Source organism: Chitinophaga sp. YR573 (assembly GCF_900110995.1).
Classification (GTDB): Bacteria; Bacteroidota; Bacteroidia; order Chitinophagales; family Chitinophagaceae; genus Chitinophaga.
In genome coordinates this window covers 260,545-274,866 of record NZ_FOJF01000003.1, presented here as the reverse complement: position 1 = coordinate 274,866, position 14,322 = coordinate 260,545, and the positions used below count along the sequence as shown (strand labels likewise).

The following is a 14,322-nucleotide window of genomic DNA, read 5'->3' as shown; positions in this document are numbered from 1 at the left end:
TACAGAGGTATTGTACCCGGTACTTTCAATTAATCCATTTCATGAAATCCACTCTACTTAATCTTACAATTATTATTGCTGGTTTCTTGCCAATAAAAACAATAGCACAGGGAAATTTATTAATCACTCCGGTGAGAGTGGTCTTTGAAGGGCAAAAAAAAATGCAGGAACTGAACCTGGCAAATACCGGGAAGGACAGTGCAAAATATCTTATTTCTTTCGTTGAAATGAGGATGAATGAAGATGGAACATTTGACAAGATCAATGTGCCGGATTCAGGACAACATTTCGCCAGTGGTAATCTGCGTTATTTCCCACGCACAGTCATACTTGCACCTGGTGAAGCGCAATTAATAAAAATACAAACGACTAAAACCAACCAGTTAACTGCGGGTGAATACCGCTCTCATATTTATTTCCGGGCTGTACCCAATGAAAAGCCATTGGGTGAGCAAATACCAGCAACGGACTCCACAGGAATATCTGTAAAACTGATACCCGTTTTTGGGATTACAATTCCTGTCATTATAAGGATAGGCGCTTCTACCACAAAAGTGACTATCTCTGGCCTGTCTATGAATGACAGTATTCCTTACCAGTTGGACATGTCATTTTACCGTACAGGGAATTTTTCAGTATATGGGGACCTTACGGTCAATTATGTTTCTCCACAGGGGAAAATAACAAAAGCAGGTATCGTAAACGGTATGGCCCTTTATACCCCCAATACAATACGCCATTTTCAAATGAAGCTTGATGATAAAGCCGGGATTAATCTTCATAAAGGCAGGTTACAGGTAATATATACCGCAAAGACTGATAATGCAGCTGTATCTGAACTGGGGCAAGCGTGGCTCGAATTAAAATAACGAACAATACAACTGAATATACCATACACCTTAAATGATGATCCTTAAAATTCCATCTGGCAGTAACACAGTGAATACGCTGATAGGTGTAATAACATTTCTATTCTTTGCACAATTACCAGTTCATGCACAGGAGCCACCACCACGGCCTATTTCCGTATTCGTAAATCCTGCACAGGGACTTATTTTTGGAGCATTCTTTCAGGGACCAACAGGTGGCACTGTTATTATTTATCCTGACGGTTCACGGGCAGTAACAGGCAGCATCGTACAGGCTAATCTGGGTTTCCCCTTCTCTCCTGCCATATTTGAAGTGGATGCTAATCCTGGTACCCTCATTACGATAATGAACGGTTCGGATGTAACACTTGCCGGCAGCAACGGAGGTACATTATCCCTGCATATAGGCACTTCCAGTACAGGTTCCCCATTCATTGCCACCGCCACCTCTCCTGCACGGACACAGGTAAAGATCGGTGGCACACTTACAGTAGGAGTTCCGCTCGCAAATCCGGCAGGGTCTTATAGCGGCACATTTTCGGTCACATTTATACAGCAATAATGATATCCACCAATAACAGCTACGCTTCAATTATATGCAGATTCCTGCGTATGATAGCGTGTGTGCTGTTATTGATATTCATTACGCTGACCACAGCTCATGCAATCGGCGATGAAGACGATCCTCCTTTTTATGAAACATCCGTATTCCTGGTAGTGCCGGGCCTTGGCGGACAGGAAGTTTCCGGTGTTATCAATAATGATTCCGTATACCTCTCTATTACAGACGTATTCAATTTTTTAAAGATCAGGAATAATATATCCCCGGGCATGGATAGCGTATCCGGATATTTTATTACTGAAAACGCCGGTTTTCTGATAGATAAAGTCAATAAACGTATTCAATACCAGGGTAAAGTATTTAACCTGCATAAGACTGATTTTGTACAGACAGAAACCAGCCTTTATCTGAAAGTTGAGTACTTCAATAAAGTCTTTGGGCTCGATTGTAAATTCAATTTCCGGAACCTCTCCATGTCGCTCAATACAAAAGTAGAATTACCTGCTATCCGTGAAATGAGACAGGAAATGATGCGCCGGAATATTAACCATTTAAAAGGACAGGTAAAAGCAGATACGGTTATCCGCCGCCGTTATCCCCTGTTTAAGTTTGGCGTTGCCGACTGGTCGGTAGTGGCCACACAACAGCTGCCAGGCGTACATAATACCTGGCTGAACCTGTCAATGGGCGCAGCCCTTGCCGGCGGAGAAGCAACCGTATCTCTTAATTATAATGATTATGCCCGTCAGCAGCAGCGCAATAGTCATGATAGCAATGCGGTTAGACCTTTTGATGAAAGACAACAATATTACCGCTGGCGTTATGTAAATAATGATCATCGTGCATTAAGGCAGATCATAGCAGGAAAGCTCTTTACACAGTCTACTTCCTCACTCTTTAACCCCGTAGTAGGATTTCAGTTCACCAATACTTCTACTTCCTACCGCCGTTCATTTGGCTCCTACACCTTAAGTAATTTCACCGGCCCGGGCTGGACAGTTGAACTATATGTAAATGATGCCCTTGTAGATTATACCATAGCTGATGCATCCGGATTTTTTACTTTCCAGGTACCACTGGTATATGGGAACTCTATCCTGAAACTCCGCTTTTATGGCCCCTGGGGAGAAGAACGTATCAACCAGGTAAACGTCAGTATTCCCTTTAATTTTCTTCCCTTACATGAATTTGAATATACGGCCAGCGGAGGTATTGTACAGGATAGTGTGCACAGCCGGTTCTCACGTATACAAATGAACTATGGCCTTACTACCCGTATAACTGTAGGAGGTGGTGTTGAATACCTCTCCTCTGTTTCAAACGGAAAAAAAATAATGCCATTCGCAAATACATCCGTACGACTAGCGCCTAACATGTTATTTTCCGGTGAGTATACACATGGTGTAAGAACCAGAGGGATATTCAGTTACCGGTTACCATCCAACCTTCAGCTGGACCTGGATTACACCCATTATGCGAAAGGTCAGAAAGCAATTATCTACAACTACCGGGAAGAGCGGAAAGTTGTTATCTCCAAACCTTTTTCGAACCGCATCTTTTCATTATTCACCAGGATTACACTCGACCAGATTATTTTACCTGAAAGCAAATACACTACAGCTGAATGGCTGTTATCCGGCGCACTGTTTAAAGTAGGCACCAACCTTACCACCTATGCTGTTTTTCTGCCAAAGGAAAAAGCATTCGTGTACAGTAACCTGGCATTAGCCTTCCGCCTGCCCGGACAACTGATTGTTACACCACAGGTACAGTACGAATATAATGCACACAGAGTGATGACAGCAAGATGCGAAGTAGGGAAATATCTTTCCCGCAATGGATATGTCAATGCATCCTATGAAAAAAACTTCAGAAACAACATCAGTAATATCAGTATCGGTTTCCGCTATGATTTCTCATTTTCACAGATCGGGTTCTCTGCATTACGCAGCAACGGTGTAACTACACTGGTACAATCAGCCAGGGGAAGTGTGATGCATAACGGCGAGACCGGCTACACCAATGCCTCCAACCGCAGCCGTGTGGGTACAGGAGGCGTGGTACTGCTCCCCTTCCTGGATCTGAACAGCAATGGAAAAAGAGACGCCGGTGAACCAAGAGTATACGGCCTTAGAATAAATTCCAACGGAGGCAGGGTCTTCCATGATCTGCGTGATACCTCTATACGTATCACCGAAATGGAAGCCTATGAAAACTATTTCATTCAGCTGGAACGCAGCAGTTTTGAAAATATAGCCTGGCAGATAAAGAAACCGGTGATCAGTGTAATGATAGAACCTAACCAGTTAAGACTGATTGAGGTACCTGTTTCCATTATAGGGGAAGTATCCGGTTATGTATATCAGATAGATGGTAATAATGAGAAGAAAGGACTGGGCCGTATGAAAGTATGTATTCTGAGGGAAGATGGCTCAGAGGCAGCCTGTATTCAGACCGAGACCGATGGATATTTCAATTTCATGGGACTTCCACCCGGTAAATATACTGCAGAACTCTCCAGGCAACAGATACATAACCTGAGAATGAAGGTAAGCCCGGCGATGATCCCTTTCCAGATAACAAACAATAAAGATGGAGATGTAATAGATGGGCTTGAGTTTACCACTTCTAAGATCCGTGATCACCAGGAGCATTAATAGCAAAATATATGCGCATTCAGATAAAAATATTATTGTCTGTCCTTTTGCTCTTTCCCCTCTACACTATGGGCCAGACAAGCTGGAAAGGGACCAGCAGTACTTCATGGAATAATGCCAGTAACTGGACCGCCGGCGTACCTACTTCTACTGTAGATGCAGTGATTGGCGATGCCAGTTTCACCGGCCCCTTCCAGCCTACAGTAAACGTTTCATCTACCTGTAAATCACTGACTATAGGCGGTGGTTCAGGATCTCCCATACTTACGCAGAGCAGAAGTTTGACGGTTGCCGGTAACCTCACCATTGCTTCCAATGGAAGGATCAACCAGTCAGGTGTTACGCTGACTGCCAAAGGTAACTGGACGAACAATGGTACCTATTCAGGCACAAGCACCAATTCAAAAGTGACATTTGCAGGTACTGCTCAATCAATAGGCGGTTCTGTTGCCACTCCCTTCAGAAAAGTGACCGTGAACGCAGGCAGTACCACTACATTGAATATAAACGCATCTATCACCAACGCATTTGCAGTGAACGGCACATTCATCCCCGCGGAGAATGTCACTCCTTTCGTAATATCAGGCGCCACCACGTTAAGTGTTGGTGCTTCAGGTGTACTAAAAGTGAATGCATCCACCTTTGTGGGCAATTATGCTCAATCAGGGTCCGTTACTCTCTCCGCAGGATCAACAGTTGAATACAGCGCTACCCTGGTGAATCAAACGGTCAGGGAAACACTGACGTATTCCACTCTTAGAATAAGCGGATCTGGAACTAAAACAGTAGCAGGGAATTTAAACTCACTGGTGTCGAGTTCTGCTACCACGGGTAATATTACAGTAAGCGCGGGGACACTGGACCTCTCCACATTCACTGCTAACAGAGGTACAACTGTTACAGGTGGTACGTTAACCGTATCCAATGGGGCCACACTGAAAATAGGCGGTACAAATACCTTTCCGGCTAATTACGCTACCCGCTCCCTTAGCTTAACCAGCACAGTAGAATATTCCGGTACCAACCAGACCGTTTCTGCCCAGACCTATGGTAATTTAACACTGTCCTCATCCAGCGGGGCCGCTATAAAAACAATGCCCGCCACAGACTTTACAGTTGTAGGTAACCTCACCAGTACGCAAGGTGCAGGAACTTCGGTGAGCTTCACAGCAGCCTCCAATATCACAATAAGCGGTAATGTAACTATAGGAGCTTCCACCACTTTCAATGGAAGCAGCTTCACTAATAACGTTTCAGGCAACTGGGTAAATAATGGCACTTTCACCGGAAGTACCAGCACGGTTAATATGACAGGGGCCGGAATGTCTATCAGCGGTACCGGTACACATGGTTTCAATAATCTTTCTTTTACGGCATCCAATATTACCGGCGCGGCTACCAGCAGTATTACCGTAGCAGGGAATCTGTCTACTACAGGACCAGGATCATTTACACATGCAGCAGGCGGTACACTCACGATGTCCGGTACAACAAAAACAATTGCAGGTACAGGCTTTATATTTGATAACCTCACGATCTCCGGTACTGTAAGTTCCACCAGCAGCATCACCATAACAGGTAATTTATCTGTCAGCAACAGTTTTACAAACAGCAGCAACACTGTTATCATGAGCGGCACTACTAAAACTATTGCAGGAGGTGGTACTATAACTTTCAGTGCATTATCTGTTGCAGGTACAGTTACCACTACCAATAGTTTTACAGTGAATAATTCACTGAACGTAAGCGGCAGTCTCACTGCCAGCGCGGGTACTGCTACCTTTACCGGTACCAGTACGCTTAACGGAACAGCCAACCTGTTTAATGTAACACTGAATGGCACTTCACTTCAGTTATCTACTAATGCAATTCTGGGTATCGCAGGTGCGTATACTATCACCGCAGGCACTTTAAATGTGACGGCCACTACACCTAATACTGTCAACTATAATGGGAGTGGTGCACAAACCGTTACCAGTAGTAGTTACGGCAATCTTATCGTATCCAACGGAAACACAAAGACTGCCGGTGGCGCTATTACTGTGAACAGTGATTTTACGATTGCAGCTTCTACTACTTTTAGCGCCGGATCTTCTTCACATACCATACTTGGGAACTGGACCAATTCAGGCACATTTACAGCAGGCTCCAGCACTGTTTCGTTTACGGGGATTACAGATGTTACTATCACCGGCGCTACTTCTTTCAATATTCTCACCATCAACAAATCTGCTACTACCAACCAGATCACATTATTGAATGATGTGAATGTGGTGACCCTCAACATGACCAATGGCGGTATGAATACGGGTAGTAACCTGGTTAACATCACCAACAACAGGTCTGGCAACGGGATCATATTAGGTACCATACGTCATACGCATGGTTTTGGTCTAAGTACCTATGCTTTTGAAGGGCCCAATATGCAAATAGGTTTCTTTGGCATAAATGCAATTACCTCGGTGACTGTAAACGTAGTAAAAGGTCAGATAAGTGACTTCCCCTTCGGAGGTTCCATTAACAGGGTGTATACTATTACTGTAACAGGTACATCTGTCTCCCTGAATACGACTCTCCGTTTACATTACGAAGATGCAGAGCTGAACGGGAATAATGAATCCACTATGGGCTTATGGCATTACAATGGCTCTACATGGGGCGCAGTAGCTACGCCGATACTTGGATCCTTGAACCGTAGTACCACTAATAATTATGTAGAGCTGACCGGACTCGCACTGGATGTAAGCAACCGATGGACCATTTCTGATAATACTAATTTAGTACGATGGAATGGCTCTGTAAGCAGTGACTGGTTCAATGCTGCTAACTGGACTACCGTACAGGGAAGTCCCTCAAAACCACCGGCTGCCACAGATATCGTAGAAATAGGTACTGCCACCTTTACCAATCAACCCACTATTGCCAGCGGTGCAGCTGTAGCAAAAAGCATCACATTCGGAAGCGCAAAGGCAGCCACCCTTACATTAAATGCGGGTGGATCTTTAACCACACAGGGAAATATCAGCGGTACCTGGTCTGCCAATGCTACACATACCATCAATGCCAATAATCAGAATATTACCGTAAACGGAGACCTTACACTAAGTGATGGTACAGCAAACCATGTAATCAATCTCAACATGGGAACCGGCACCACTACTGTGGCCGGTTCGCTGACAGAATCCGGCGGGGCTAACGTCACATTCACAGGTGCAGGGGCTTTGAACATAGGCAACAACTTTAATTATACCAGCGGTACCTTCACCCCTTCGACCAGTACAGTTACTTATAATGGCAATGTAGTACAAATCGTCGCCGGATTGACTTACAACAACCTCGTCGTCAACAAAACAGCGGGTATCGCAACTATTGGTTCCGCAGCTACAGTAAATGGTAATCTGACTGTTACAGCAGGTGAACTGGATATCAACGCAGCCTCCACCATAACCGGGGATGTAAACATTGCTTCAGGTACAACCCTGAATGGCGATGGCATCACCACTACCGTAGGCGGCAACTGGAACAACAGCGGAACATTCCTGTCATTAAGTGGCACCGTTTTATTCAATGGAAGCGGTACACAAACCATTTCTGCCACTACATTTAATAATATAACAATTAACAAACCAGGCAGTACCGCCACACTTACCGGTAACATTTCTATCAATGGTGATTTAACGTCCACCGCAGGTACATTTGATATATCCACCTTTAACTGTAACAGAAGTTCTGTAGGAGGCACACTTACAGCATCCAGCGGAGCAGTATTGCTGGTAAGCGGCGCCAATAATCTGCCGGCCAACTTTGGCACATATAACGTCAGTAGTTCAAGTACAGTAAACTTTAACGGGACGGTAGCCCAAACAATACCACCCGTAGTGCTGGGTAATGCGATCTTCAGTAACAGCGGTACCAAAACATTAGTGGGCCCTCTTACGGTGAACGGTGACCTTACCATCAACAGCGGCGCCACCTTCGACGCAAGTAGCAATACGGTAAACCTGAGCGGCAACTGGGCCAACAGCGGCACTTTTACTCCTGGTACAAGTACTATAATCCTGAATGGAAGCACCAAAACCATTACAGGCAATACCACCTTTAACAAGTTAACGGTGTATGGCAGTTATGCGGTAAGTGGTAGTGACATCACCTACAATGGCCTGTTAAACGTTACTTCCACCGGCTCCTATGATGGTGGTTCCGGTTTGGCAACAGTAAGCGGAGATCTTACCAACAGCGGTTCGCTGACTAGTAATGGTACCACCACTTTCACAGGTACCAGTGTACAAACCATCCGTTTCTTAAATGCTATTACCTCAAACTCCAGCGGTATTATCAACTTCAACGGGAATGTTTCCCCTGTATTGAATTCTACCAGTACCCCTACCTTTGCCACACTAAACGTCAATAATACAGCTGGTATAAATCCCAGTGTAAACTGGATAATAGGAGTTGCATTCAACATCAGTAACGGAGCTATCTTTAACGGCGGGGCCCCTACACATACTATCCTGGGCAGCTTCACCAACAACGGTACCGTTACTAGCAGCGGAACGATGAATTTCATCCCAGGTACAACACAAACCATCAAACTGGCAGGTACCAGTTTCTCAAGCACAGGGACCGTTATATTCGGGGGCTCAGGTGCTATCACTGTTACAGGTACACCTGCCGCTTTAAATAATGTAAAGGTCACCAATACCAATGGTGTTACACCATCTGCCAACTGGAACATAACGGGCGACTTTTTAATAGCGAATAATGCTGTTTTTAACGCGGGCAGCAATACTTTTACAGTGGCAGGGGATATGGAAAGTGATGGTACATTAAACGGTGGCACCTCTTTATTCACACTGAGTGGCGCCGGTGCACAGCTTACCGGTAGCCCGGGAACAACTTTTTATGACCTGACTATCACTGGTACTCTCATGGCCAACAGTGATTTTAATGTATCGCATAACTTTACCAATAACAATACCTTTGATGCAACCGTAGGTACACTGATAATGACGGGCGCCAGCGCCTCTGTAATAGGAGGAACAGCCTCCCCTTTTGATCTGGCACAATTTGCCATCAGCAAAAATACAGGTGCCACCACTACACTGGCTAAAAATGTAACCGCTGTTACCGACCTGCATATTTACACTGGCATCCTGGACGCTTCCACTTTCAGCATCGCCCAGGACGTAGCCGGAGGTACGCTTAGTATTGATGATAACGCATTCTTAAAAATAGGTGGTACTAATTCATTGCCCGCCTTCGGCACATATGAACTGGATACTTTAAGCACCGTGGAATATAATGGCACTACACAGACCGTATCCGGCGCTACGCCATATGGTTATCTCACCATTTCAACTGCCGGTACCAAAACAGCTACTGATACCTTATACATATTAAGCGACTTCACTCTCACTAACGGTACCTTTGTACCAGGTACTTTTCCGGATACCATCAATGGCAACTGGAATATGACTAGTGGCACATTCACCAGCACTGGTAGTACCTTTATCTTTAACGGCGCAGCGCCACAGAATATCTTTTCCACCGGTGCGTTTAATAATCTCACTGTAAATAAAACGACAAATCCCATCACACTCACTTCAGATGTGACGGCAAACGGGATCCTTAAATTCAGCGCAGGCAAAATACAAACAGGCAGCAGTTTTCGTGTCATCATTCCGGCAGGCGGCAGCGTAACAGGTGCCTCACAGGCTACCGGATGGGTATATGGGAAATTACAAAAGAATATCGCTACCGGCTCGGCAGTGTCCCGTACGTTTGAAATAGGCGATAATACTTCTTATACACCCGCTACCGTTCTTTACGCTACTGTCTCCACTACTGGTAATCTCAGTGCGGTAACGACCACTCCGGATCATCCTAACATAGGTACTTCCGGGCTTAACACCATCAAAAGTGTAAACCGTTACTGGTCATTTACGAACAGCGCTACTGTTTTTACAACGGCATCTGTAACAGTTAACTGGGTTGCTGCGGACGTGGATGCAGGAGCCACTACTGCAAACTTTAAGGTGGCTAATTATAATGGCTCTTCCTGGTCATTACCTACAACGGTCTCTCCTCTTTCCACCTCTATACAGGGAACAGGACTCAGCTTCGTTGGAGATATTGCTGTAGGAGAACTGGTAAGCAGTGATACCTGGACAGGCGCCATAAGCACCGACTGGTATCTTAACGGGAACTGGTCGGCTAATTTTGTACCGCTCATTACCACTGATGCGACCATTCCTTCCAGTTTAACCAATTATCCGCTTATTACCACAGGTACAGCCACCGTACAAAGCATCACCATACAAAGTGGCGCTTCTGTCACTGTCAATGGTGGAGCCATGCAAATAGCAGGTACTATTACAAACAGTGGTACTTTCACTACCAGCAACGGCAGTATCGAATTTATAAGTATCACGGCTCAAACAATACCTGCGGCCGTATTTGCCAGTAACCTGATCAAAAACCTTACAACAAACAATAGTGCAGGTGTAACATTATCCGGCACGTTAAAAGTTTCCGGCATATTAAAAGCCACCACCGGTCAGTTCAGCACAGGCGGTTTCCTTACCCTGTTATCTACAGCTACACAAACAGCATTGATAGATGGCAGCGGAGCGGGATCTGTTACAGGAAACGTAACCATGCAACGTTACCTGGCTTCGGGTTTTGGTTACAGATATGTCAGCTCTCCATTCACATCCGCTACAGTGAATGAATTTTCTAATGACCTGAATCTGGCAGCTACCTTCCCTACTTTTTATACGTATATAGAGAACCAGGCTTCTTCAGGATATACTATCTATACAACGACTACGGGGCCACTAACACCCATGCTGGGATATGTTGCAAACTTTGGCAGTTCTTCATCGCCTAAAACAGTTGATATGACCGGGGTGGTGAATAATGGCACTGTAACTTCACCTACTATCTATAATCATAACCAGCCATATACGTTAGGCTTTAACCTGGCAGGCAATCCCTACCCTTCTCCAATAGACTGGAACGCTGCCGGTGGATGGACAAAAACAAACGTCGATAACGCGCTCTATTATTTTAATCCAGGTACTACCAATCAATACACGGGTACATACAGCACTTATATCAATGGTATTTCCAGTGATGGTGTGGCCAATAATATCATTCCGAGTATGCAGGGATTTTTTGTTCACGTAACCAATGGCACTTATCCTGTTACTGCAACATTTGCTGTTAACAACACTGCCAGGGTAAATAACCTGACGCCCAGCTATCACAGAGATGCACCTTCAACCGTTCCATTACTTCGCCTCAATGCTTCTTTTGCAGATGAAGCCATGCCGGAAGATGCAGCGGTTATCTATTTTGATCATTCCGCTACCCTTTCAACAGACCCTGAAATGGATGCACTTAAACTGATCAATACAGATCCTTTAGTGCCTAATCTTTATTCATTATCTGATACGACAAAACTATCTATCCATGCCCTTCCTTATGTGCAGGATAGTACCAGCAGCATACCATTAGGACTCCTTATACAAAGATCAGGCTGGGTTACTTTTAAAGTACAGGACCTTGAAAGAATACCTGCCGGTCTGCATATTTATCTGCGTGATGAAAAAACAAATATCACCCAGGACCTGCAACGTAATCCCAGTTATCGCCAGCTGATTGAAACAGGAGAGTACAACAAACGCTTCTCTTTGGTATTCAGTCTGAAAGACCTTATTCCACCGGAAGATGCTGGTGAAACATTCAATGTTTACAGTGCAGGTGGTAAAATATATGTATCAGCGGATATCGCCTCCGGCGATAAAGCCGGTATTACTTTAAGTAACATGTCCGGACAGGTAATCCTGCGCCAGCAGCTGTCAGGCATTGGTTATCACGACCTGGGGCCTTCATTCAGCAGTGGCGTCTACATCGTAAGTTACTATTCGCAGAAAGGACTGCGATCTAAGAAAGTATTTGTCGGGTATTAATTCAATGCTCTCTGGTATCAATTTCATGTTGGAACAGAAATATGAAAATCATAATAAATTGATTATCAATATGATAATTTAATAATTTATCCATTTTCTAATACCTATTAATGCGAAAAATGTTTATTTTTGTAAAACAACAATGAGTCACCATGAGCGATAAAGAGATACAGCGCCTTATAGAATTAGCCCAATCCAAGCTAAAGCAGGATAGGACTAAGGAGCAGGCCTTGCAGTCTTTGCAAAGAGCTGGTCTTCTTGACAAGCATGGTGAATTTACTGCACCTTACCAGAATCTTGCTAAAGCTGTTGAATCAGCGAAGAAGTAATTACCTTTTTTCATGTATGATGTTAGACCTAACCTTATTATAGGTTTCCACGGCTGTGATAAAGCCACAAGAGATGCATTAGTTACAAATCCAGATACAGTCAAAATTAGCCAGGAACCTTTTGATTGGTTAGGACATGGTATGTACTTCTGGGAAAATAATTATGAAAGAGCGTTAGATTGGGCAGAAGCCAAAAGACAACGAGGTAAAATTAAAGATCCTGCTGTTGTTGGTGCTACAATTAATTTGGGGTTATGTTTTGACATGCTTGATTCCAAGTATATCAAAATGCTCCCACCATACTATAATTTGATGGAGGCCGATTACAGTAAATCCAACAAAACCCTCCCTAAAAATGTAGACGCTCCCAAGGATGCATATAAAGATAAAGTATTGAGAGAATTAGACTGCTCAGTTATTGAATATATGCATTCTGAAATATATTCCGATATCCAGATTGATACACAAAAAAGAGGATTTACTGATATAAAGCTCTTTGATTCTGTAAGGGGAGTGTTCACTGAAGGCGGACCAGCTTTTGAAGGTGCCGGCATATTGGAAAAGACTCATATCCAGATTTGCATCCGTAATCTTAATTGTATTAAGGGTTTTTTCATTCCACGACAGGAAAAAGACTATATGGAATGGCATCGTGATAATTATCAGCAGGCAATTTGAGAATCATAACTTGCAATGATTATTAATTTATAATTACTCATACCTCAACGCTTCAATAGGATCTAACCTGGATGCCTTTTGTGCAGGATAATATCCAAAGAATACACCTGTAAAAGCACATACGGCAAAGGAAAGAATAATAGAAGATTCTGACACCAGTGTAGGCCAGGATAAAAATATAGTAATGAGTTTAGCTGCGGTAATACCTAATGCTACACCTATCAACCCACCTGTAATACTGATCATAATAGCCTCTATCAGGAACTGCATCAGGATATCAATTCCTCTTGCACCAATAGACATACGCAGCCCTATTTCACGGGTACGTTCCGTTACGGATACATACATGATGTTCATGATCCCAATACCACCAATCACTAAGGAAATACCCGCAATAGCAGTTAAAAGTATCGTGAGCAGATTACTGGTAGAGCTTAATGCGGTAATCAGTTCGGCCATCGTCCTCACCTGGAAATCATTCTCATCACTGGTACGTAACCGGTGCGTTTTACGCAGGATGGTAGTGATTTCATCTGTAGCCGCATCTGATGCGCTTTCATTAATAGCAGACGCATAAATAGTGCGGAAATAGATAGTGGCCAGTATTCTTTTCTGCACTGTAGTATAAGGTGCCAGGATCACATCGTCCTGGTCCTGCCCGAAAGAGCTTTGTCCCTTTGCTACCAGTACACCTATCACCTGGAAAGGAAGATTATTAAAACGGATGATCTTGCCTATAGGGTTTTCCCCATTCGGAAACAGGTTAGCAACTACTGTCTGCCCTATTAAACACACTTTTGCAGAAGCCCTTACATCATCTTCAGAAAAAGGAATACCATCTGTTAACTCCCATTGGCGTATATCCAGGTAAGAAGGACTTACCCCATAGATGGTAGTTGGCCAGTTAAATGCACCAAAAATAGATTGACCACTGGAAGTAGCAGCAGGAGAGATAGAACTGATGTTAACCGCCTGCTTTTGTAATGCCTTTACATCATCGAGCGTCAATGTATTCACAGTGGACCCGCCTAACCTGGCCCCACCAGTCACATTACTGGCAGGCAGGACCGTAATCATATTAGATCCCATGCTGGACAACTGCGATTGAATACTCTGCTTGGAACCCTGCCCTATTGCCACCATAGCGATTACCGCAGCAACCCCGATGATCACACCCAGCATGGTCAGGAAAGCCCTCAACTTATTACGTTGCAGTGCCTTAAAAGCTATTCTTATGAGATTGAAGATATTCAT

General features: G+C 44.1%; 7 protein-coding genes. 6 read left to right on the top strand and 1 reads right to left on the bottom strand.

Annotated features, from left to right (window positions below; genetic code table 11):
• Positions 1-41 precede the first annotated feature (41 nt).
• From BMW86_RS27485 to BMW86_RS27465, 6 genes are all read left to right on the top strand, one after another.
• On the top strand, positions 42-869 hold the full coding sequence (locus BMW86_RS27485; protein WP_089786251.1) for a fimbrial biogenesis chaperone: 828 nt from the start codon (positions 42-44) through the stop codon (positions 867-869).
• 34 nt (positions 870-903) lie between these two features.
• Positions 904-1,431, top strand: a complete 528-nt coding sequence (locus BMW86_RS27480) for a DUF4402 domain-containing protein (protein WP_089786250.1) — start codon at positions 904-906, stop codon at positions 1,429-1,431.
• Complete coding sequence (locus BMW86_RS27475) at positions 1,431-4,088, top strand: MSCRAMM family protein (protein WP_089786247.1); 2,658 nt, start codon at positions 1,431-1,433, stop codon at positions 4,086-4,088. The genes BMW86_RS27480 and BMW86_RS27475 overlap by 1 nt, the downstream gene beginning before the upstream one ends.
• An 11-nt stretch (positions 4,089-4,099) precedes the next feature.
• Positions 4,100-12,061 carry a hypothetical protein gene (locus tag BMW86_RS27470; RefSeq protein ID WP_143056713.1) on the top strand — a complete coding sequence of 2,654 codons (7,962 nt, stop codon included), beginning with the start codon at positions 4,100-4,102 and terminating at the stop codon, positions 12,059-12,061.
• Between the two features lie 152 nt (positions 12,062-12,213).
• Positions 12,214-12,390, top strand: coding sequence for a hypothetical protein (locus tag BMW86_RS32920; RefSeq protein WP_177189421.1), 177 nt, complete (start codon positions 12,214-12,216; stop codon positions 12,388-12,390).
• A gap of 12 nt (positions 12,391-12,402) precedes the next feature.
• Complete coding sequence (locus tag BMW86_RS27465; protein ID WP_089786242.1) at positions 12,403-13,068, top strand: hypothetical protein; 666 nt, start codon at positions 12,403-12,405, stop codon at positions 13,066-13,068.
• A 33-nt stretch (positions 13,069-13,101) separates the two neighbouring features.
• Here BMW86_RS27465 and BMW86_RS27460 read toward each other — a convergent pair whose 3' ends face one another.
• Complete coding sequence (locus BMW86_RS27460) at positions 13,102-14,322, bottom strand: ABC transporter permease (protein ID WP_089786240.1); 1,221 nt, start codon at positions 14,320-14,322, stop codon at positions 13,102-13,104.